Here is a 23,057-nt window from a genome sequence, read left to right on the forward strand (position 1 = left end):
GATGAACAGGTAGTTTTGCCGGATAACCTCGTGTTTAGCAATGGAATTGGCGGTTTTACAGCCGATGGTAAAGAGTATTTTATATTAACAACAAAGGATCAGACTTCACCAGCGCCGTGGGTAAATATTATAGCTAATGCGGAGTTTGGAACCATGATCTCTGAAAGCGGATCAGGTTATAGCTGGGCTGAGAATGCTCATTCTTACCGGCTTTCGCCCTGGAAGAACGATCCGGTTTCTGATAAAACAGGAGAAGCGTTTTATATCAGGGATGAGATCAGTGGTAAATATTGGTCGCCTACCCCATTGCCATGCAAAAGTGATAAGCCCTATATAACCCGCAATGGTTTTGGGTACACTGTTTATGAACACATAGCTTTTGGTATAAAATCAGAAATGTGGGTTTTTGTAGATGTTAACGATGCCGTGAAGTTTACTATTGTAAGAGTAAAGAACGTTTCATCCAAACCCCGAAAGCTTTCCGTTACAGGTTATGTGGAGTGGGTGTTGGGAGATACAGCGACCAGTACGCGAATGCATGTTGTTACAGAGAAAGACCTTGAAACCGGTGTATTGTTTGCGCGCAATCATTATAACAGCACATTCGCCGAGAGAATATCGTTCTTCGATGCTGATGGCGCCAACAGGTCGTATACCTGTGATCGAACCGAGTTTATTGGCAGAAATGGGTCATTGGCTAAGCCCGAAGGATTATTTAGAGAGAAGCTGTCTAACAGGTATGGTGCTGCACTCGATCCCTGCACAGCAATACAAATAGGTGTAGAGTTGCTGCCGGACGAAGAAAAAGAAGTTGTTTTTAGGTTGGGTAGCGGTAAGTCGGAGCAGGACACACGGATACTGGCAGCTAAGTATAAGCATGCAGACTCCGTTCATGAAGCTCAATCAAAAATTCATGATACCTGGAATCATATACTGGGTAATGTATTTATTAAAACACCCGATGAGGCATTCAATGTGATCACGAATGGCTGGTTGGTATATCAAACACTGGCCTGTAGAATATGGGGCCGTAGCGGTTTCTACCAATCAGGTGGCGCCTTCGGATTCAGGGATCAGTTGCAGGATACTTTAGCGTTGATGCATACTCGCCCGGATGTAACAAGAGGACAGATATTGTTAGCTGCATCCAGGCAATTTAAAGAAGGCGATGTGCAGCATTGGTGGCATCCGCCAACAGGACGGGGGTGCGCACCACTTGTTCCGATGATTACTTATGGCTGCCCTACGTAACAGCCCGTTATATTGACGCAACCGATGATATGGCCTTGTTGGATGAGTATGTTTCATATATCGAAGGTCGCCCGTTACGCCCCGATGAAGAGAGTTATTATGACTTGCCGGTTTTCTTAAATGAGTGGGAATCCGTGTATAATCATTGCAAAAGAGCTATTGATTTTGGACTGAAGTTCGGTGAACATGGTTTACCGCTGATTGGCTCAGGCGACTGGAACGATGGGATGGATAAGGTGGGTGAACATGGCAAGGGCGAAAGTGTATGGCTAGGCTTTTTTCTGTATGATGTATTAATGAAGTTTTCTGTAATTGCGGATAACTATGGCGATAAAGAGTTTCATATCAAATGCATCAGCCAGGCTGAAAAACTCAAGGATAACATTAATAAAAATGCCTGGGATGGTGAGTGGTATCGCCGCGCTTATTTCGATGATGGTACGCCTTTGGGTTCCTCGCAAAACGAAGAGTGCCGCATTGATTCTATTTCGCAGAGCTGGTCAGTAATTTCAGGAGCCGGTGAACCCGAAAGAATAGAGCAGGCCATGGCTTCTTTAAACGAGCACCTGGTAGATCGGGAGAATGGCATCATTAAATTGCTGACACCGGCTTTTGATAAGTCGGATCTGTACCCAGGCTATATCAAAGGCTATGTACCCGGTGTAAGAGAAAATGGCGGCCAGTATACGCATGCAGCTATCTGGACGATGATGGCTTTCGCGATTAAAAAGGACCGTGAAAAAGTTTGGGAGTTGTTCTCAATGGTTAACCCGGTAAACCATGCAGTTAATAGCCAGGAAACCCATAAGTATAAGGTAGAGCCTTATGTGATGGCTGCTGATGTTTACGGCGTAGCGCCGCATGAAGGGCGGGGCGGCTGGACCTGGTACACGGGCTCTGCAGGATGGACTTACCAGTTAGCATTGGAGCATATCTTAGGGTTGCAGAAAAAAGGCAATAAGCTTCACATCAGTCCTTGTGTACCCGATAGCTGGCCCGAATTCGAGGTGAACTATAACTTTGGTGCTACGCTGTATAAAATCAAAGTGTTGAATGAGCAAAAAAAGGACAGCGTTCAAATAACATTGAATGGAACTGAAACGGGCGAATCCTTTATTTTGTTAAATGACGAAGGTGGAGAGCAGGAGGTGTTGGTAGTGATCTAGTTCACCATATCATAGGCACCTACTATAAACGAAAAGAGGCGAACCGATCGCCTCTTTTCTTAGTTATGATTGGTAGTAAAGCTATTTTTAAAACCTGTAAGTAATACCTATTCTCATGTTTCTTCTTGCTTCAACAATGTAGGAGTAATAAGGAACTGCTCCTTTGAGGTTGCCAATGCAGTAGAGGGGGTGGTCATAGACCCGGCAGTCATTAGCCTTTGATCATTCAGCAGGTTATTTACCAGCATGGAGATGGCGTAACGACCTTTTTGATAACTGATACCACCGTCCGCTCTGAAGTAGTCGGGGAAGTTCGTGGTTTTTGAAGTACCTACTACGCGACCTGTTTGTGATTGAATGCCACCCGATAAACCAAATCCTTCTAAGAAGCCTTGTTGAACTCTATACTGCAACCATATGTTGGTTACACTATACGGCACGTACGGCGTTCTATTACCAACGGTGGCAGCTGATGCTGTAGTAGTTGAAGCTTTGGTTATTCTCGAGTCAGTATAAGCGTAATTGGCAGTCAGATTCAAGCCAGGTAAAACCTCGCCCACTATATCTACCTCAATACCTTTTGAGGTGGTTTCTCCGGCCTGTATATTAAACGTTTGGTTGCCTACTACATGAGACGCATCGGGATCTGGCACTAATGCATTCACCCTTTTTATATTGTAAACAGATATGGTTGACATCCATCTGCCCGCAAACCATTCTTTTTTGATACCTGCTTCAATATCGTTACCACGAATGGGCTTAAATGCGTTGCCAAAGAAATCGGTGCTGGCAACCGGTACAAAGGTTTGATCAAATAAGGCATACACTGAAGTGGATTTATCAACAGAGTAGCTCAGGCCCACCCGTGGAGAAAATACTTCATCCTTTTGATCGGCAGCACCTGTTTTCCCAACATTTTTCATATCAGTAAATCTCAGCCCCAATGATAGGCGTAGTTTTTCCTTAAAGAAAGACATTTCATCGTGTATAAATGCTGATGTATAAGTGCTTACACTCATGTAGCTACCTGCCGCTGCTCTTGTATATATACTTTTGGAACGGTCAACTACAGGGATCTGGCTGGCTGGTAAACCATACCTTGGGTTGTACACATTAAATAATACACTGTCAGCAAAATATAAATCTGATTTTAGTGTTGGGAAGTCTCCCAGAATTTTTTATTTCCAAAATCAGCACCCATTAAAATGGTATGCTTTATCGGGCCGGTGTATTCAACACCGGAGAATGAAAACTGGCCGAACCGGTTTTCACCCGCTTCATCAGACATGCTGTAGTAACGGCTCATGCCTCCATCGGCCGTTAAGTAATTAGCCCAGGTACTCGTGGCTTTCATTCTAAAATTGAAATAGGCAATTTGTGCATGTGCCTCCCAGCGATCGTTGATCTTATGATCAAAGTATACATACGCACTATGATCTTTTAATTTTCCGGGCTCCATGGCTGGATCACCATAAAAGAAATTATTTCTAATTCCGGGATCAGCGTATTGTTTGGGAGAGAAAGTGTAGTTGCCATTCGATAAATATTTAGACCCCTGAAAATTATATTCTAATGTTACTGAAGTATTGTCGCTGATAAGATACTTCAATGATGGAGCCAGCACAGTACGGTTGCTGTAATTATATTTGGTAAAGAAATCTTTTTGTTGCGCAGACGCCGCAATTCTATAAAGCAGTTTGCCATCTTTGCTGAGTTTACCATCAAAGTCTAAACCACCGCGGTAGGTGCTGAAACTGCCCATAGAAAAATTGACAAGCCCTTTGGTTTGTCCGGTTGGTTTCTTAGTTACTACATTATAAAAACCTCCTGGCTCTCCGCTGGCCAGCATAAAGCTCCCCGGACCTTTTACAAACTCAATCCTGTCAATCATGATAGCATCTTCTGCAGTTGGTCCCCAGGATGCTTCAATATTCATCCCGTTTCTGAAAGCCGGGAGTTTAGAGCCACGCATTCTTATATTGGCGTATTGATTATCCCAATGTCCCTGGCGTATAACTCCACTGGCATTACGGGTAACTCCGTCTACTATATCAAATACCTGCTGATCAATTAAAACATCAGATGTAACCACCTGTATGTTCTGCGGCAAGTTGAGAATGGGTGTTTTAAGCCTCATTGAGCCACTTAAATCATCTACCTTATAACGGTTGCGGGAACTTTTTATAATGATTTCTTCCAGCTCCTGCAAGCTGCTGTTGACGGTTATAGAAATATCGGCAGTTTCATTGTTGCCTACTTCAACTGTTTGCTCTACGGGTTCACTGCCTATAAAGGATACCACAATGGTATACGTACCGGCATCTAATTTTCGAAAGTAAAACACGCCGTTTTTATCGGTTACTGTGGTACGGTTCGTATTTTTTACCTGCACCGTAGCGTTGGCTACCGGCTTATTATCTGAACTATGAACGGTTCCTTTAATAATGGAAAGTGGTTCATTGGCTGCTGCAGCTGTTACAACAAATGCCAGCATCAGCAAGAGAGGAGACTAGATATTTCATAATAAAATCACAATTTGCGCGCGAAATTAGAATGAGATTAGAGTTTGTCATTTACGATATCCGGAAAATTGAACACCGCGATCGGGAAAAACAAAAGAAATTTTTAATGACAAAGGGCCGATAAGTATATATCAACCCTTCTATTACAATATCTTATGTGAGTTTATAAAGTTGCCGGTTCTGACGTGGCCACTTTAATACTTTTTACCTGCGGTTTAATTGCTTTGGCTACCGGCTTCTTTTTCTTTTTACGTTTGCCCCACCATACTAAAAAGCCCGTCACGGGCAAACTGGCGCCGATCAAGGCTCCAAAGAAGGCCAGTATTTTTCCTGGTAAACCTAAAATAGAACCTACATGTAGATCGTAGTTCATTCTACGCAATTTGGCAGCGCCGGAGACTTCACTGTAATTTTTATCATATACCGGGTTATTGCCTTTTAACTCTTTTCCTGTATGCTGATCAAACACAAAACTATACCGGTCATAATATTTACCCGCGGTTGGGTATACACTGATATTGATAGCGCTTTTAGGTTTTGCCGTATCCGCAAAATTGTAATAAAAGCCCTCTGCTTCAGGGTGGGCTGCCGCTACTGTATTCCAGGTCCTATCCATAATTGCGGCTGGCGTATAAAATTTACCAGCTTGTAATGAGTCTGAAGTTGCAGCCTTAAACTCGGGCAGGCTATCACCTCCCGATGTAACCCAATATAGACCATTGCTGTACCATTTAATACCGTATACCATACCAGTAAGTGCAATAATGGCCAGTACGATGAGTGCATAAAAACCTAACACATTATGCAGGTCGTAGTTCACCCTCTTAAAGGAGGCTTTGGTTTTGATGGTAAAAGCCTGTTGTTTAGCAGCTTTGGTCCATTTGCGGGGCCACCAGAGTACAATGCCGCTAATCAATATAATTACAAAGATTAAAGTGCTGTAATTAACAATGGGACGGCCTATTTCGTAAGGCAGCCACAAAAACCGGTGCCCGTTTAATATAAACCGGAAAAAATCGGTTTCCCCTTCTTTCCGCTCTATGGTGCTGATCACATCGCCTGTATAAGGGTTGATTCTTAGTATAGTGTTACCCTTCCTTCCTTCACCCAGAGAAAGATAAATAGCATTGCCCTGTTTATAAGAGGCATAACCTACTCTTTTGCCGGGATAAAGCGAATCTGCAATTTGCATTAGTCGCGAGGGCGCTATCACCGCTTCTCTTCGATGGTCTACTTTGGTTTCGGGTTCCAGCAATCCTGTGATCTCTTCATTAAATACCCAAATGCAGGCACAAAGACAAACCACCACCATAATGGCGCCTGTAATTAAGCCCAGCCAAAGATGCAGCCAGGCCGCAACACGATAAAATAAGCTGCGTTGTTTCTTCTTTTTCGGGGCTTTGCCGTTTGTAATCATCACCGGTATTTTGAAAAATGAACGGCGAAATTATACGCAGGGCAAGGCAAGCCATTTACGAGAAACGGAAAATTTTAAACATAAAAAAGCGGCCGAAGCCGCTTAGAAACTTATTAAACTGATAATCAGTAATCTTACTGGTTAATGGTAAAGCCGTTATCAGCAGCAAATTTTGCCTGTGCCGATTGTAAATTGGTCATAACAGCGGCCTGGCCGTTGATGATATTGGTCATTTCATCAGCCCCTTTCATTCTTTCCTCTTCTGTTTTCGCCTCACCTATTTTTTTGTAGGCAGTATAAATGCTTTTAATGTATTCGAAATAACGGGTAGCGATCAGCTTAAAATCTTCGCCCCCTTTTCCAACAGGCTCCAATTTCTTCAATGCGTTGATCCTGATATCAACAGTATCTTCCATGGCTTTGGCCGAGCGGGCAATTCCGTCGAAATCTTTTTATCGCCTCTTGCCTTTATTGCCGCCTCTGTGGTTAACAAGGGTTCAGACATGGTTTCCTCCAATGCCGCTACCTGCTCATAGTATTGGCTTGCCGTAGCGGGCGCTGGCGTATCTCCGTATCGGCTGTTTTAGACTTACAGGCTGTAAAAGAAAATGCAGCAATAGATGCAATTATAAATAGCTGTTTCATTTGTTTATTTTTTAAGACTTGAGCGTTCCAAAAAGTATGCCCGAAAGATAAGGATATTCACAATCAATTGAGTAGAACCATCTATGCATTTATTATAAGTGGTAGCGTCGCTTTTGCAGGAGTAATAAATAAGCGATGCCTGTTTTAATTATGATGTGTGTTCAGTGGATATACTTAAAATGCCGGATTCAGGTGTATGGGCTCAAATTGGAAAGGCGGGGACGTGCGTATTTTCGCAATCGATTGCGGTTTTTGTAAGCATTACAGCCGGTGAATCGTTTATTTTTGAAATAATTCCGGTTGGTTGCCATAGCTATCTCGATTGAAACCGATTCCGGACTTTTATTAACAAATAAAGTGAAATGATCAAAAACATTTTTGCAGCCATTATTCTTGCCGCTTTTTCCACAACAGTTCAGGCGCAGTTTAGCTGGAGTAAACTACCTGAAGTAAAGACAACCTCATTTAAGAAGGACAGTTTCAATATTGTAAAGTATGGTGCCATATCTAACGGAACTGTACTGAATACAGAAAGTATTACCAAAGCCATTAAGGCATGCAGTGCTAATGGCGGAGGTGTAGTGCTAGTACCATTCGGTATCTGGCTTACCGGGCCGCTGGAGCTTAAGAGTAATGTAAACCTGTATGTACAGAAAGGAGCTATGTTGCTATTTACAGACGACAAAACAAAATATGAAATAGTGGCCGGTAGTTATGAGGGCCGGAGCTCAGCGCGCAACCAGTCGCCGATATGGGCCAAAAATGCAGAGAATATTGCGATTACGGGTGGCGGTGTGATAGATGGCAATGGTGATATATGGAGAGGCCTGACCAAATCTGCTGTTACAGAATCCTTCTGGAACGCAAGAGTGAAATCTGGCGGTGTTTTAAGTACCGATGGTAAACGGTGGTATCCTTCGGAGCAGTTTAAAGTAGTGAGCGAAACAAAGCGTAGCATGCTGCTAGAGCCAGGCAAGCCCTTGAGCGACTATGCAGATATGAAGGATTATTTAAGGCCTAACTTACTGGTGCTTACGCAATGCAAACGCATTTTGCTGGAAGGGGTTACCTTTCAGAACTCAGGAGCCTGGAACCTCCATCCTTTAATGAGCGAGGACCTGATCATCAGGAATGTAACGGTGAAAAATCCCGACTATTCCCACAACGGAGATGGTTTAGATATTGAGTCCTGCAAAAACTTTATCGTGGAAGATTGTGTGTTTGATGTGGGCGATGATGCTATCTGCATAAAATCAGGGAAGGATGAAGAGGGCCGTAAACGCGGTATGCCTACGCAGAACGGTATTATCAGGAATAACCTGGTGTATAAGGGCCACGGTGGTGTAGTAGTGGGTAGTGAAATGAGCGGCGGCACCAAAAATATTTTCATTGAGAACTGCCTCTTTGTAGGAACTGATAAAGGATTACGTTTTAAATCGGCACGCGGTCGTGGTGGTGTGGTAGAAAAAATTTATGCCCGTAATATACAAATGCGCAATATAGAGCAGGAAGCCATTTTCTTTGATATGCACTATGCGGTAACTTTTGCAACAGATGGTATAAGAAAGATCGATACTACTTTTGGCGAAGGTACCCCGGTGTTCAGGGACATGGAGTTTGAAAACATCGTTTGCGATGGTGCAAAGAAAGGCATTTTTGTACGTGGCTTGCCCGAGGCTGCCATACAAAATATCCGCATAAAAAACACAACGCTGATCACGGACATTGGCGCCGAGCTTATCCTGGCGGATGGAATAATACTGGACCAGGTGAAGTTTGAAAGCAAGCAGAAAGACCCTGTGGTATTCGTGAATAACAGTAGTAATGTAGAAATTAACAAGGCCGTTTATCCGGCAGATACAAAACTATTCATTAAGGTTTTGGGTGGTAGCAATATCAAGGTAGACAAAACACTGGTGAATGCAAGGGATGTGGCGAAATGGTAATAAACAGGTATATACCTCCAAATAATACAAACCCCGGAAGTTGATCTGCTTCCGGGGTTTATATTTTACAACTATTATAACTGAACACAATAATTGAAATTTGACCAAACTAGCGGTTTACTTTTTCCATCTTAAAACCGGTACTGGTGATATATTTCCCTGCATCGGTAATCATAAAAGCCTTGTATTGCGGGAACTGTTTCAACAGTTTCAGTCCGGCGTCTTTACCTAATACCATAATGGAAGTACTAAAGGCATTGGCCATTTCCGTATCGGGTCCTGTAATGGTTACACTGGTCAACCCTGTTGCGGGGTAGCCTGTTGCCGGGTTAATGATATGTGTGTAACGCTTGCCATCGATCAGTGCATACTTTTCATAGCTGCCTGATGTAGTAATGGCCCCGTTAATAGCTATAGCGCCCACAAGGTTGTTACTTTTAAAAGGGTCGTTAATGCCAATGCGCCAGGGCCTGCCATTAGGCTGTGCGCCCCAGGCCTGTATATCACCGGTGGCATTGATCAAACCGGCTGTAATGCCTCTTGCTATCATCATGTCCCTGCATTTATCTGCCGCATATCCCTCACCCAGTGCTCCAAACCCTATTTTCATTCCGGGTAATTTTAAGAAAATGGTAGAGCTGTCTTTATTGATGATGATATTTTTATAACCTACTTTTTGTTTGGCTTTTTTAACAGCCTCCGTCGATGGCATAGTCGTCATCGTGCCGTCAAACTTCCATATCTTTTCCATAGCCGCAAAGCTGATGTCAAAAGCGCCATGTGTTAATTCGGATATTTTCAGCGCACGTTCCGTAAGCTCCAGTAATTCCGTATCTACTTTCACGGGCCGGATACCGGCATTCCGGTTCACCATTGAAACCTGGGTTTCGGGTTTCCAGTCGGAGATCAAAAATTCGATTCTTGATATTTCTGCAATAACCGTATCAATATTGTGTTCAGCAGTGAGGGAATCCTTTGCTACTATCGTAATATCGAAATTTCCACCCATTAAGAACGCGCCACGGGTACGCTTTACCTGCGAGAAGCGGATATGGACAGTATCAGAAAAAGAGGTAATATTATATGTTTGAATCGCATGCATGTTTTTTATCTGGATCTGCCAGATTCTTTAACTTCCGGAGCTTATCCAATTAATAACAATCTGTAAGCACTTTTCCCTGCTCTACCAACTCTGTAAGTTTGACGTTGCTTTCAGTGGCACAAATATCCTCTAATACTTTCATAACATCGTTCTGCATAGACAAAGATCCGCAAAGCATCAATATGCCGCCCTCTTTTAATGTTTGTAAAACAGCATCACTGTTTTTTAGTAAACGATGGCTCACATATTCCTTTTCCTCCTCACGCGATAACACCAGATGAAGGCCGGACAGCGTTCCTTTTTTCAGCTGATCTTTTAAAAACGGCTCGTATAAAGTAAAGGAAGACCGGTTACGAAACCCACAGTAAAGTTCAACCGGTAGTTTCCTGCGATTCTCACTGATCATTCCCAGGAAGGGTGCAATACCCGTTCCGTTGGATACCATGATGATTTTTTTGCCCGCTTCGGAAAACGGAAATGTTGGTTTTTAACCAGTTTCACTTTGATTTGATCCCCCTGCTGCAAATTATTCAGAAAGCCTGAGCCTAACCCATGTTCATGTAGCTTCACACTCAGTTGCATTTCTTTACCGATCTTTCCAATGGAGTATAATCTTTCACGGTGGTCATTTTTAGGGTAGATCGCCAGCAGATCTCCGGAAACTGCATGCCTGAGTTTCAGCGATTTTAAACGGATCATAAAGCTGCTTTCTTCATCTGGCACCGTACGGCTGGTTACCGAAACTTTTTTCAGTTCAGTAGTATCAGGCTCCAGCAATTTGCGGGGCATCATCATATTAAACCCAGTCTGGCGTGTCCACTCGGTTAACCAATCGCTGAAATCCTGCGGCGACTTGTCATTAACGGTAAAAACCGGCATTAGTGCCTTTGCCCATTTTGTACTTTGAAGCAGGGTTGCCACGTCAAATGCAAATTGACAAAACTGGCGATAACTCCTGGAGCCAAAACCTACGATAGAAAATTGAATATCCTGTTTCTGGCTATACTGTTGTATACGATCAGCCAGCTTTTTCGCATTAGAAGGGGCATCGCCCTGGCCATAAGTGCTGGTCATGATAACCAGGTGTTCAGCATTAGGAAATGCAGCAAAGTTGGAAAGGTCGCTCAGGAACACTTTTTCGCCATGCTTGATCAGCTGAGTGTAAATAGCATCCGCAAATTTAAAAGTGCCGCCGTTTTCTGATCCAACCAGTATGATAATCCGGGCATCTTTTGCTTTGAACTTATTTTTAGACCGTCCCCGCCTGCGTTTTAAAGTAATAGCAAAGCCAGAGTAAATAAAGAAGAGAATATAAGCAGATGCCAGTGCCATGATCAACGCCCAGATAGTACCCGACCTGCCCGTATGCCAACGCAGGCTGAAATTAGCCAGCTGGTAAGTCGTTGTATAATCCTGTTGTGCCAGTATATCTCCGGTGAACTGGTTGATGCACAGTTCCCGGTCCTTGAGCTGAACATTGTAATAGTCTTCCGGAAAGTCTGAAAAAGGGTATTGAAGTTTCTGAAGGCTGGAGAGTGGGGTTTGTTGTAAAACAGCAAATTCAGCCAGTTCTTTTAAAGGCTCTTCTTTGATCTGACTTTCGTCGATCAGCGCACTGGCTTTAGCGGGGGCGGCATAAACCGGTATACCGCCATGTAAGTTCCGGTGAGTGCAATAGCTAAAATAAAAAAAGTGAGATGCGGCCGAATACCACATGGTAATATTGGGCGAAGCTGGTTTTCTCTACGTTGGAGAAAAAGTTCTTCCAGCCGTTTTGCCTTTGCACCACCAGGAATATACCCGATACCGCAATTAGGATCAGGAGAAAGGCGGTAATGCCCATCAATATCCTTCCTGTTTCGTGTATAAACAGCGACGGTGCAAAGTAGTCATCCATTGGAACAGTGGCTTTTTTCAGTAGGCTTGCCGAGTATCTTGCCTGTTACCGGATCTACATATACCTGTTGGTCGCCACCTTCTTCAGTTGCGTATTTAATTAAAACAAAGCTGTGATCGTCAACAGATACTTCTTGTATTCCAGGAAATTTTTCCTTTAACAGGGGTACGGTTTGGGCTAAAGTGAGCGTATCAAAACCAGCTGCTTTGTAATCACGGGACTTTTCTATAACCGGTTCAAATGCGAGAAATATACCTGTTACGGAAGCTATGGTTAATAATAAAAAGAAGATATAGCCAGTGTTAAATGGCTATATCTCCAGACTGAAATGATCATCGTTATTTTTATAATGTTGACGGGCTTCTGTCTTGTCAACCTATTAACTTTTGAACTTAACTACCACTAAACCTTATGTACCTGATATAACCCTTACCATCCGTTTTGGCAGCCAGGCCTGCGGTAGTAAGCGGTACTTCTGCATCCTTTGTGTGATACTGTTTCTCCTCAACGGCGCTTTCAAAACGAAGCGTGTACCCGGCATTCAATTTTTTGCTATCAATTGCCAGCGTTACTACGGCACGATCACCTCCACCTATGGAAGCACCGGTTACAGCGCTTATTTTTTCCTTACTCTTTGCCTGGAATTTATACCACTCTTTTAAAGTGTTGAACCATTGTTTATCAGGTCCCAATACCCGAAGTGTTTTCTCGTATTCACCCTTAGGATTCATTAATGATATAATGACGTAAGCCTTTTCACCCTGGTAACTGTTCATCTGTATCATGCATTTGTAGGAGCTGGTTTGTGCTACGCACGCACCGCCCACTAAAAACAAACTAAAAGCAATCAGGCTTTTTATAATTAATTTCATGTTTATTTTATTGTAAGAAAGTAATAGAAACATTGTTGTTTTTCAAAAACTCATTCTCTTTAGCCAGGTCATAAGCGGTTTCTTCAAATCCTGTTTTCAGGTCTTTTTCACGCCCAGGGCAATTAATGATTTCAGTATCTGATCATCTTTGGCAGTTAAGGCAGCTTTGTGTAAAGCAGTAGCGCCTTCTTTATCCTGTGCGTTGATGTTAGCGCCTAATTCAGCCGCTTTTTTGATCAGGGCCGGATTTTCTTTAGCAACTGCCAGGTGAAGCAACGAGCTGCCATCGCCCTGTGGCGCAGTTACATCTAAACCTTTGGCTTTTAACAAGGCTAGCTTTTCTGTAAAATCATCTCCCTGTGGTTGTGCCTGTCCTCCGCCCATTGCACCAGCAGGTCTGCCTTCCCGGAAAGAATTGAACCAGTGATAAGCCAGGTTATGTCCGTCTTTATCCACTAATTTAATAGCTGCACCTTTTTGTAATAACAAATTCACCACTTCGGCAGAGCCATTGGCTACTGCTTTTGTTAAAGCCGATTCGCCTTTTTCATTTACCGCGTTAACGTTGCTAGTTTTAGTGAGCAAGGTAGTGATCAGGGCTACATCTCTGCCTCCCGCTGCGTTGATCAATACCGTATTGCCTTCATTGTCTTTTTTGTTGATATCAACGCCTTTGGTAAGGAAATAATCAATCAACTCTTTGTTAGGGCGACGTGCCAGGGTATGTAAAATGGTAGCTCCGTCTTTGGGATTGATCGCTTTTGGGTCCAGCTTTAATTGTTCTACCAGGTATTGATACACATCTATCCCATTTTGAGACATCCTCGATCCCTGTGTGGCAAAGAAAAGCGCACGATTGGTAGGTCTAAGGCCTTTTGCCATTAACTTTTGCATAATGTCCCGGTTACCCAGCTTTGCTGCATAATCAACCGCAGTGCTGCCATACTCGTCTTTGTCGTTGAAGGATAGTCCTTTTGTTACCAGGTAGTCAGACAGGCTTAAATCTTTGTCATTGGCAACTCCCATTAATAATAATGTAGCGCCGTCATCATATTTCTTTTTGGGGTCTACTCCAGCTTTAAATAAGGCGTCTAATACCGGGATGTTTTTACTTCCGCCTGTAAGCGCGTTAGCTACAACAGAAGTGCCATGGCTATCGTTGAGGTGTACGTCTGACCCTTTTTCTATCAGGTAGTTGATCAACTCTATATTGCCCCTTGATGCAGCCCAATGCAAATAAGAAGCACTATGGTGTGTTTTTTCATGACACCATTGCCTTCCTGCTCCACCATAAATTTAATGGTCTCCAAAGGAGCCTCATTTAAGATAGCTCTTGCGGTAGGGTCCCATGACGCCGCATCAGGTTGCGATGGACTGTTACCTTTGGCGATCTCTGCTTTTACCTGGTCAACCGTTGGCTGGTTTTTCCAGAACTCCGGATTCATTAAGGTATTGGTATACTGAGCTGCAGAAGGTCCTCCCGGACGTCCGCCACCACCCGGCTGTGCGTAGGAAATAATAGTGAAGAGCGTGAAGGCGCCCAAAAATATTTGCTTCATATAATTTGTTTCAGTGTTTTATGAAATTCCTGTAAAGAAAAACTGAGCGCGAAGGTAAAAACAGTTGACGGCGGGCAGGTTACGAAATACGGAAAACTTAGGACGCAAGCCGGAAAACTTAAGGGAGTAAAGGGCTATTAGAGGGTATAGGTCAGCAAGATATGCTTGATATTCCTTAACTCCTGCATCGTTCGTAAGTGTAGCGATAATGGTAGCCGTGGCTTAACCATTAAGAAGTTAAGAGTAGTTAAGTCTGTAATTTCTTAGTGACCTTAATTCCTTGGTGGTTTATGATTGATGCAGATACCGGGGGCTTAATCATTAAGAAGTTAAGAGTAGTTAAGTTTGTAATTTCTTAGTGACCTTAGTTTCTTAAAGGTTTATGATTGATGCAGATATCGGTGGCTTAATCATTAAGAAGTTAAGAATAGTTAAGTCTGTTTGTCTTAATGACCTCAATTCCTTAATGGTTTACAAAAACAGCGGAATTCAATAAATTAAGCCCGACCTCTCTTATAAAATGAACCGGATGGTTACCCAACTAATTTAAATTCTGAGCAAGGGTATAGGCTTTCTGCATATCAGGAAATCCATACCCATAGGGTAATATAGGATTGGCATAACGGTCTGCAGATTGTCTGATGATGTCTCTTATTTGCTGATTGGTCAGGTTGGGAAATGCCTGCCATAAACAAGCTGCCATGCCTGTGATTGCCGGTGCTGCAAAAGAAGTTCCGGTTCCTGTAGCAATAGTACCTAAACTCGTTATACGGTAAGCCCCCGCGCCCATTGCAATAACATCCGGTTTTATCCGCCCATCAACCGTCATGCCGCGTGAACTGGCAGTGGTAACGGTTCCTGCCGCGTTGGCCATTCCTATTGCCAGTGCTCCCGGCGAGTCTGCCGGGCTGCCTACAAAGCTGCCATCATTACCTGCTGACACAACCACCAATATACCTTTTGAAAAAGCCATAGATACTCCACGGGAGGCATGAGCGGTAGCTCCATTGAGTATTTCGAATGTGTTAGTCATGCCCGGTAATGGAAATTCTTTATAGCCTAATGAAGTGTTTATTACGTCCGCTCCGACACTGTCGGCATATTCAAGTGCATTTACATAATAATCTTCCTCAATGGGGTATTCGTCTATATTGTCTTCGGATGTAAGCAACAAATAACTGGCTTCGGGTGCAGCGCCAATATACTGGGCGGGTTTGGCGCCACCGATAATGGAGAGCACGCTGCCGCCATGTTCATCCATAAAAAACGGATCAGGTTGTTCGTAAACAAATGATTTAGCACCCACCAGGTGCAGGTTGTTCAACATAGCGTTCCTATTGGCATCCTTAAAGCCGGCGTCAATTACGGCGATAAGCATATTACGTCCTTTAAAGCCCAGCTGGTGTAGCGCATTGCCTTTATTCTGCCTGATATTTTCGTAAGCCGGGCCATAAACACTATTGTCCGGGCCTATAGTAATATTAGGTGCTGCTGCATTACCGCCTGGAAAACTCCAGCTGGCTATAGGACCCTGGTAAACATTTTTTCTTTTAGCCCATACTACTTTGGCATCAGCTACAAAAGGAAGCGCTTTATACTTTTGAAGCAGGGTTGGATCATTCACATGTACGCTCACCGTTTTCAGCCATTTGCTTTTGGCAACAATAGTTCCGCCAATTTTTGCGATCTCCTGCAGGTATTCTTCTGCTATAGGCAGGTCATTTTCATCTACATTTATGGATTGCTTTTGCCTGCGTTGCAGGGCTCTGGCAGAAAGAAATCCGGAAGGGTTGCTGAGCGATAATGTGGCATGCCTGCCTTTATCTTTTAATATAAGGCGAAGCTTATAAACATTAGAATCGGTAACAGTTACAGCGCAGCGGGCCAGCTCCTTGCCATCTTTTCCCTGGGCTATTACATTGGTTTGCCCGGCCCATTTAGCCTCAATAACACCTTGCGAATAAAAAGCTACTATCTGTTCGTTCTCAGACTTCCATACTACTTCTGAAGCAGCAAGCGTGTCTTTATCTTTCAGCACATAAAGCGGTATTAAATAAGAATCATTCAAATTGAGTGTAATGCTCGCAGGACTCACAGAGAATTTCGCCGAGGGTGGTTCTGGTTCCGGTAGTTTTTCTTTTTACAGGCAGTCATATGCAACAGTATGATCAGGCAGGAGATGATCCATAAACTCAACCCGGCTGATATGCCTGTAGCAGCTGCTTTTACGATATTATTTTCTGGGAATCTATTCTTCAATTTGTGGAGGGTATTTATTTCCAAATTTACGACAAATGCCATGCCCGTTTTATGTAAAAGTTTGTTCTTCAGTACTTCTGCCGGACGGTAATAACAAAGCCCGCCGGGTTAGGAATAACACAGCGGGCTCCTTATAAATATTTAGATTAATAAGCGCCTAAATAGAAGCTACCTGATTGGTTTTTCAATTTAGCACCTTTGGTAACCTGCTTAGTTTTCCAGTTGATCAAATACAGGTTGCCGTCAACACCATTAGGTGTCATAGGCACGTAAGCGTAATCACCTGCTACGCCAATATGCTGAAACTGGCCAAAAGTACCGGTTAAAGCTTTACCTCCATTTTGAGCGGCTGTAAGACCAGAGAATCCTGCATCTGTTTGATTTTCAATAGTCAGTTTAGTAGCAGTTCTTGCATTTACGTCAACTAAAGCAATATACCCGCCGGCTACTCCTGTTTCAGTATATAAGACAATACCAATACCGTCCTTTATATATCTCCATGCGCTAATAGCTACGTTGTTGGCCGTTCCTAAGGCTGTTTTTAAATTAAAGTTATAGCTGTTATCGTATTCATTAGTTGTACTGCTGATGCGCAGGATTTGAGAACCCGAAGTAGCTGTTGCCTGGTAGACATGTCCGTCGGTGCCTACATACTGTGTCATGGTACGGTAGGAGTGGTTATTTACTTTGCTAATAGCTGGATCTACGTAAATTAATTTAGGATTAGAAAGTGAAGGGTAATCAACGACTAAAGTTGCCGTTCCTAAATCTCTCGTACCGCTGCTCCACGCCTGATTTCCTGAAGTGTTGATTGTTGATTGTTTGGTGGGGTCTGTTCTACTTAAATTACAGCCGATAAAAATTTTAGTTTTTGCTGCATTTAGTACTGGCACATCGATACGACCAATTTGATATCCAGCTTTAGTTTGCTCTGCAGTAAAAGGGATTGTAAATTCTGTCTGCCTCGTAATTTGGGGATCGTTTAGGTTCAATACCGCTATTTTCGCTGTGCTTTTTACGTCAATAAAATCAGCGCCGGCACCTGTTCCACTTGCCTGTATGGTGGAAGAGGCATATACACCTACTCCAATGCCATCAGCTGCAACCACCCAGCGTGGAGAGGAGCCTAAGATTGGCTCTGTATTAACCTCTTCGCGGGTATCAGCAAAATTCTTTTGACCCTCAACTTTGTATTTGTTGAAAATGCCTCCATCTGTTCCTGTGTATTGGATATTATAAAGGAAATTGCCATTTGTGGACCCCTGCACACGTGCAGTACGCTGAGACCTCAAGCCGTAACCACTCGCGATGGCGTTTACTTCGAAATTAGGGTTGATGGCCTGGTCCAGTGTAATCGCATACGCCATGGTACCACCATTGCCTGCAGTCCCTTCACCGTCAGGGATAGCAGCTGTTAAGGTAACATACTTTCTTTCCCATGCATCAGGACCTGAAGGGCCTTCGGCAACGGGGTTATCACTTTTTTACAAGCGCCCAAAGTACGGCTGCCAGTACCGCGCCAAACATAACTTTTGTTAAAAGGTTATTGTTCATATTTGTTGGTTTTTTATCTGATGGAGTTTACCTGGATGAACATTTCGAATGGTGTCGACTTGCCAGGTTTATTCCATATTGTTATTTATTAAAATTGTTGATGGTATAGTTTAGTTTTAAGAATAAGGACCTCCCGGGTTTTTGAACTCCGAAATTGTCATATACTTCTGCATTGAAAATATTTTTACAATCCAGGCTCACTACCAATTTTCCTGTAGGAAAGCGATAGCTGGCGCCCAGGTCATTAGGAAATTGTGCAGGTGTGGTAAACCACTCCGACTCTATCCATATCGTGCTGAAAGGCGCCACGTAGCCCAGGTTATAATAAAGATTCAACACAGAGCGCTTCTGAAAAACATTGTTTAATCGGTATTGAACATTTCCGTTTACAGTAAAAAAGGGTTCATTAGGTACTTGCCTGTCATAAAGAGAATGTGGATTTCCTCTTTCATCGGTTTCTACTTTAAACAAAGAATTAAACTTAGATAGGTTGAACATGGCGTTGAGCCGGTTGTTGAAAATGTAATTCACTTCCGCCTCAAAACCTACCGATTGGGTTTTGGATAGGTTAACAAATTGTGTTACTTGTATATCTTCTACCTGGTTTTCACGCCCCTCTATTACCGGGTCGATACGGGTTTGCTGTATAATTTTATCATACCCGTTTCTCCAAAAGGCATTGGCATAAAATGACCATTTATGTTTAGCGGATCGCGATATATTATAACGGGCCCCGAGGTTATAGTTGATAGCCATTTCGGGCAGTATATCCGGGTTGGGTAACAGGTTGTTTTCTGGCTCACCATAAATATGGCGATCGGTAGGCATGATGAAAGACTTATCAGCAGAGACAATCAGGAATCCATTAGTAATGGGCTGATAAGAAAGTGTACCGCCAAAACCCCTGTTATCTCTTTTGGTTTTGTTGTTTTCATAAACCAGTACTCCCTCTGTCTCTCTCAATGGGATAGTTTGATCCGTAATATAGACAGCATATTTACCAAAAACATTTGTTCTGAGTTTTCCTTTCAACAGTTCTGACTCGTAATTTAAGGCCCATATATTGGTAGTTAACTCATTCTGTGTGATCCACCTGCTTCTTGCGGGATTGAGCAGATCTTTATCGTTTCGGTTAGAGTTTTCAAATTTGTGATTGAGTGATACACGATGACCTGAAACGATGGTGTAAGCCAGGTTAGAACGTACATTGGATATGGTTCGATCTATATCACTTATTATAGCTTCCCCCTGCTGGCCTCTTCCTGGTTCGTATCCGTAAGTTTCGGGTGGACCTTCAGAGTTTTTAACCAGTAAAGTTCCATCCCAATTATACCTTAGACTGACAGTATCCTGCAAATAAGTATTGCGCATGCTGTGTACAGCATTCACTGTCAATGCAAGCCCGTCCACAAATAGATTTCTTTTGGTATAGTTTAGGCTGAATACATGCGCCTGGTATTCATTGAAGCGGCCAAAATAAGGTTTGGTCATGGTGATGCCATGAGGAATTTCTTTATAGGAATCTGAAATATTATAGCCTACAAAGAACTGGTCAGCCCATTTTACATCAGTAAAACCCAGTTCGAAACGTCCGCCGATGGTTTCAAACTCATCATTGGGTCTTCTTGTGCGATAATTTCGGATGATACGTCCTCCGGGCAAAGTATACTTGGAAAACTTGCCCCACATTTCATAGTTATTGTCAGAGTGGCTAAAAAATCCTGAAGCACGGCCTGTTAGCCCATTTTTCTGATTGCGGTACAGCGTACTAACGTCCGCGCGGTACGTATTAAAAGACCCGTAGGAAAGAGCAGCCGTAATATTATTGGCAGACGCATCTTTCTTCATTACTACATTAATCGCTCCTCCAATATAATTGCCACTCAAATGCGCCGGTAATACCCCTTTATAAACTTCTATTCGCTCTATCATGGCGGCGGAATATTATTTAGATTGAAAGAAGAACCATATGTAGAGATCTCAATGCCATCCAGAAAAAGGCCGATGGTGCTTCCCGACATACCGTTCAGGTTATATTCGATGGGTGATCCCTCACCGCCATTTTGCCGAACTCTTACGCCTACCGCCCTGTCTAATAACTCGTTAGTGGTTAAATTCCGTAGGGAAGCCTCTTTGGTTTCGATAACGGTTACCGCAAAGCCTTGTGTTTCTAGTGCTCTTTTTTAGTTACGCCTCCAACAATAACTTCTTCCAGGTCTTCCTGCTTCGATTTTTTTAGCCGGATATTTAAAATGACTGTTTTGTCTTCGGTAATATTAATTTCAGCATTCTGGGACTCGTATCCAACCATAGTAGCAGTTACGGTATGTTTGCCGGCTGGAAGGGATAAAAGATAGGCGCCTTTGTTGTCGGTAGTAGCAAAGATGCTATTATTCGTTACGCCGATGGTTACTTTTTCTGCGGGTTGCCCTTTTTCATTGGTCACGGTTCCTTTTACCACGCCGGTTTGTTGCGCCTGCAGGTTTGGACAAAAAAGACAGCCATGCTGCAACATATTACCCACACAATTGTTTTGTTATATCCCATCTGCTTACGCTATTTATTCCAGTGGAGGGGGAAAAGAGCCTGCCCGGCGTTTAAAAACGGCTGTTGGTTCTTACAGGATCGTCCGCCACTTTTCAGGGTGCAAAGGTGAAATGGTTCATTTACTGGAAACGGAAAAGCAATAACGCAATCGGGAATTTCATAAAAATTCCGCATTCCGTAAGCCTTCCGGAAGAAAATAGCGGATTTTTGTGGTGAGATCAAAACTTTAAGGCAGGATCAAAAATGGCAAGTGTACGACCCATGCTTAGTAATGAACTATTAAAGGAAACGGTAATTCCCTACTCAGACCTATTCCAGATGGAAGAGCATGAAGTAGTGGAGTCGCATAACAGCGACCTTTTCGATCCTCATAACTGCGATTTCTACGAGTTTCTGACCAAAGACATTCACTTTATACGCATATTGGGCAATTCTGCTCAAACCCACGAATTTTCCTTTAAAAGCTATAAACCTTATGTAAGCCTGGTGTTTTCTTTTAAATGCCGGGGTATTTTTAACAACAGGCTTACGGGGAAAACCTTTGCCGATGTGCAGCATAACCAGAGCAGCCTGATATTTATCAATACCCAGGTATACGATAATTCCTGGATCAGGGAGGCAGACTCGGAGCTTTATATCATTAATATTGAGGTAGATTATTTTAAACGCTTTCTTTCGTCCGATAACCCGATGCACGAAACTTTTTTCAGTAGCCTTAATGAAAACAACCCTGTGCTTTTAAACGAACGAAGCATAGAAGTTACTTCCCGAATGAAGTCTTTGCTGTACGATATGTTTTTGTTTGAACATAAAAGCTATTACAAAACCCTTTACCTGAAGTCCAAATTTATAGAGTTGCTGATGCTGCAGTTTCAGGAATATGAAACACTCTATAAAGCAATGCCTGAAATTTACACCAGCGACAGCAACCTGGAGAAAATGTATGATGTAAAGGATATTATTGATGCCGATATCAGCCGCTCCTGTACTTTGCTGGATCTTGCACAGCAGGTGGGCACCAATGAATGCTACCTGAAAAAGCATTTTAAACAGGTATTCGGAACCACTGTTTTTGGGTATGTGCACACCCAGCGCATGAACCGCTCCAAAGAGTTGCTGATCAACGAGGACATGAAAATTGCCGAAGTAGCAAAATTATCCGGCTACAAACATGCTTCCCATTTTACCACGGCCTTTAAAAAGTATTTTGGTTACCTGCCGCACCAGATCAAATTACTATTGATCACCTTATTCCACCAGTCAGAACTTGTATTCGAACTGGAAGCTTTAGCCCTCCTTCCTGTTTAAAGAGTAATTTATTCTGCGGTTTGGGATGAGTCGGGCTGTTGCATAGTCGCTTCCTCCGGTGTTACATCTGGCTCATCCCCTTCTTCAGGATCTGCCTCCAGTTCCTCTTTGGTATATTGATGGTAAGGTTCGAATGTTTTTAGTTGACCGTTGTACACCAGCGCATCTTTGTTATACTTGAATTGGATAATAATGCCATCCAGGGGCGAGGGCTCCAGCTCAGTTTTGTCAATAAAAATCTTGCTTCCTTTTTTAAAGGAATTAATAATGGGCAGGTCCGAGCTATACTCTTTCCAGTATAAAATGTCACCCAGACTCGAAATAACAAAGAGTGCGCTACTTTGAAAGTCTTGTTTTTCTAATAAGAAAGCCATATCGGGTTTACCCTCCTGGCTACGACCGGTAAAATTGCCAAACGCATAAATTTTTGGTGCGCGGTCTTTAATAGATGTTAGATGATATTGCCCGTCCCCATCCCCATCCTTCTCGTAATATTTATTATCCATAAATATTTTTACAATAGCCCTTTTATAATTGACCGGAATATTATCGTATTCGCTGATGCGGAAGGTAGCGCCTTTCCAGTATTCATAATCCTGCATAGTAGCCAGGCCGTGTTCATCAGCTGTTGCATCAGTAGCATACTCCACATCATTAGACAGGGCCTGCGTAAATCCGTCTTTGATACCTGCATCATATACAAATACCCCGACGGCAATAAGTATCAGTACAGCGAGTACTGCAATCCACAACTTTTTTTGCGACTACCTGTTTTTGCTTGCTCTTCCATGTTTAGCGATCTATGTTTTGATAAGCCTTGAATAGAGTGGCAAAATAAGCAAGTTTTAGATATTATAAGTTTTAAGGATGCTTTTTTCGATAAGGTCACAAATTACTTCGATAAAATATCTTCGAATATTACTTTGATAACTGACGGAGGAGTATGCCGGGTAGTTGATCAGAATTCGTATAGTTTATAATGATGGATGCCATTTCATAGCAAAGTAGCATT

The 23,057-nt window shown here is 42.9% G+C and carries 20 protein-coding genes and 2 pseudogenes; 3 read left to right on the forward strand and 19 right to left on the reverse strand.

The window, feature by feature from the left end:
• Nucleotides 1-153 precede the first annotated feature (153 nt).
• Nucleotides 154-2,417, forward strand: a pseudogene (locus tag MKP07_RS10795) (GH36-type glycosyl hydrolase domain-containing protein).
• A gap of 113 nt (nt 2,418-2,530) precedes the next feature.
• Here the strand turns inward: MKP07_RS10795 and MKP07_RS10800 are convergent.
• The 5 genes from MKP07_RS10800 to MKP07_RS38340 all read right to left on the reverse strand — a co-directional run bounded on the left by MKP07_RS10800 (nt 2,531) and on the right by MKP07_RS38340 (nt 7,001).
• Nucleotides 2,531-3,529, reverse strand: coding sequence for a TonB-dependent siderophore receptor (locus MKP07_RS10800; protein WP_240847198.1), 999 nt, complete (start codon nt 3,527-3,529; stop codon nt 2,531-2,533).
• A gap of 38 nt (nt 3,530-3,567) precedes the next feature.
• Nucleotides 3,568-4,911, reverse strand: a complete 1,344-nt coding sequence (locus MKP07_RS10805; protein WP_240847199.1) for a carboxypeptidase-like regulatory domain-containing protein — start codon at nt 4,909-4,911, stop codon at nt 3,568-3,570.
• 191 nt (nt 4,912-5,102) lie between these two features.
• On the reverse strand, nt 5,103-6,356 hold the full coding sequence (locus MKP07_RS10810; protein WP_240847200.1) for a PepSY-associated TM helix domain-containing protein: 1,254 nt from the start codon (nt 6,354-6,356) through the stop codon (nt 5,103-5,105).
• A 134-nt stretch (nt 6,357-6,490) separates the two neighbouring features.
• Nucleotides 6,491-6,772: a hypothetical protein gene (locus tag MKP07_RS10815; protein WP_240847201.1), complete on the reverse strand. Its 282-nt coding sequence runs from the start codon at nt 6,770-6,772 to the stop codon at nt 6,491-6,493.
• 106 nt (nt 6,773-6,878) lie between these two features.
• Entirely contained in the window at nt 6,879-7,001 is a 123-nt protein-coding gene (locus tag MKP07_RS38340) for a hypothetical protein (protein ID WP_262919260.1), read from the reverse strand.
• A gap of 362 nt (nt 7,002-7,363) precedes the next feature.
• Between MKP07_RS38340 and MKP07_RS10820 the strand changes: the two genes are divergently transcribed.
• Nucleotides 7,364-8,947 (forward strand): glycoside hydrolase family 28 protein, encoded by a 1,584-nt coding sequence (locus tag MKP07_RS10820; protein WP_240847202.1) that lies wholly within the window; start codon nt 7,364-7,366, stop codon nt 8,945-8,947.
• Between the two features lie 109 nt (nt 8,948-9,056).
• On the opposite strand, the gene MKP07_RS10825 is transcribed toward MKP07_RS10820, so the two are convergent.
• The 13 genes and pseudogenes from MKP07_RS10825 to MKP07_RS10875 all read right to left on the reverse strand — a co-directional run bounded on the left by MKP07_RS10825 (nt 9,057) and on the right by MKP07_RS10875 (nt 20,705).
• Entirely contained in the window at nt 9,057-10,049 is a 993-nt protein-coding gene (locus MKP07_RS10825; RefSeq protein ID WP_240847203.1) for an FAD:protein FMN transferase, read from the reverse strand.
• A gap of 49 nt (nt 10,050-10,098) precedes the next feature.
• Nucleotides 10,099-10,494 (reverse strand): ferredoxin reductase domain-containing protein, encoded by a 396-nt coding sequence (locus MKP07_RS10830; RefSeq protein ID WP_240847204.1) that lies wholly within the window; start codon nt 10,492-10,494, stop codon nt 10,099-10,101.
• Nucleotides 10,452-11,765: an NADPH cytochrome P450 oxidoreductase family protein gene (locus MKP07_RS10835; RefSeq protein WP_240847205.1), complete on the reverse strand. Its 1,314-nt coding sequence runs from the start codon at nt 11,763-11,765 to the stop codon at nt 10,452-10,454. Before MKP07_RS10835 ends, MKP07_RS10830 begins: the two co-directional genes overlap by 43 nt.
• Nucleotides 11,728-11,946: a PepSY domain-containing protein gene (locus MKP07_RS38345; protein WP_262919261.1), complete on the reverse strand. Its 219-nt coding sequence runs from the start codon at nt 11,944-11,946 to the stop codon at nt 11,728-11,730. The genes MKP07_RS10835 and MKP07_RS38345 overlap by 38 nt, the downstream gene beginning before the upstream one ends.
• Nucleotides 11,939-12,238: a hypothetical protein gene (locus MKP07_RS42375; protein ID WP_394803646.1), complete on the reverse strand. Its 300-nt coding sequence runs from the start codon at nt 12,236-12,238 to the stop codon at nt 11,939-11,941. Before MKP07_RS42375 ends, MKP07_RS38345 begins: the two co-directional genes overlap by 8 nt.
• A 100-nt stretch (nt 12,239-12,338) precedes the next feature.
• The gene (locus MKP07_RS10845; protein WP_240847206.1) at nt 12,339-12,818 is read right to left on the reverse strand and encodes a DUF2271 domain-containing protein; all 480 of its coding nucleotides are present in this window, start codon (nt 12,816-12,818) and stop codon (nt 12,339-12,341) included.
• 96 nt (nt 12,819-12,914) lie between these two features.
• Nucleotides 12,915-14,054: an ankyrin repeat domain-containing protein gene (locus MKP07_RS10850; RefSeq protein ID WP_240847207.1), complete on the reverse strand. Its 1,140-nt coding sequence runs from the start codon at nt 14,052-14,054 to the stop codon at nt 12,915-12,917.
• Nucleotides 14,024-14,377: a hypothetical protein gene (locus tag MKP07_RS10855; RefSeq protein WP_240847208.1), complete on the reverse strand. Its 354-nt coding sequence runs from the start codon at nt 14,375-14,377 to the stop codon at nt 14,024-14,026. Before MKP07_RS10855 ends, MKP07_RS10850 begins: the two co-directional genes overlap by 31 nt.
• 541 nt (nt 14,378-14,918) lie before the next feature.
• A complete protein-coding gene (locus tag MKP07_RS10860; RefSeq protein WP_240847209.1) occupies nt 14,919-16,445 on the reverse strand; it encodes a S8 family serine peptidase in 1,527 nt (508 codons plus the stop codon).
• Nucleotides 16,446-16,782: 337 nt separating this feature from the next.
• On the reverse strand, nt 16,783-18,003 hold the full coding sequence (locus MKP07_RS10865) for a hypothetical protein (protein WP_240847210.1): 1,221 nt from the start codon (nt 18,001-18,003) through the stop codon (nt 16,783-16,785).
• 268 nt (nt 18,004-18,271) lie between these two features.
• Nucleotides 18,272-20,122: an outer membrane beta-barrel protein gene (locus MKP07_RS10870; RefSeq protein ID WP_240847211.1), complete on the reverse strand. Its 1,851-nt coding sequence runs from the start codon at nt 20,120-20,122 to the stop codon at nt 18,272-18,274.
• Nucleotides 20,119-20,343, reverse strand: a pseudogene (locus MKP07_RS42380) (TonB-dependent receptor plug domain-containing protein); the annotation flags it as partial. The pseudogene MKP07_RS42380 and the gene MKP07_RS10870, both read right to left, overlap by 4 nt.
• Nucleotides 20,344-20,360: 17 nt before the next feature.
• On the reverse strand, nt 20,361-20,705 hold the full coding sequence (locus MKP07_RS10875; RefSeq protein ID WP_240847212.1) for a carboxypeptidase-like regulatory domain-containing protein: 345 nt from the start codon (nt 20,703-20,705) through the stop codon (nt 20,361-20,363).
• A gap of 275 nt (nt 20,706-20,980) precedes the next feature.
• On the opposite strand from MKP07_RS10875, the gene MKP07_RS10880 reads away from it, so the two are divergent.
• Nucleotides 20,981-22,045: an AraC family transcriptional regulator gene (locus MKP07_RS10880; protein ID WP_240847213.1), complete on the forward strand. Its 1,065-nt coding sequence runs from the start codon at nt 20,981-20,983 to the stop codon at nt 22,043-22,045.
• Between the two features lie 8 nt (nt 22,046-22,053).
• Here MKP07_RS10880 and MKP07_RS10885 read toward each other — a convergent pair whose 3' ends face one another.
• The gene (locus tag MKP07_RS10885) at nt 22,054-22,797 is read right to left on the reverse strand and encodes a hypothetical protein (protein WP_240847214.1); all 744 of its coding nucleotides are present in this window, start codon (nt 22,795-22,797) and stop codon (nt 22,054-22,056) included.
• Nucleotides 22,798-23,057 lie beyond the last annotated feature (260 nt).

The sequence above is a fragment of the Paraniabella hibiscisoli genome (assembly GCF_022512515.1).
GTDB lineage: Bacteria > Bacteroidota > Bacteroidia > Chitinophagales > Chitinophagaceae > Niabella > Niabella hibiscisoli.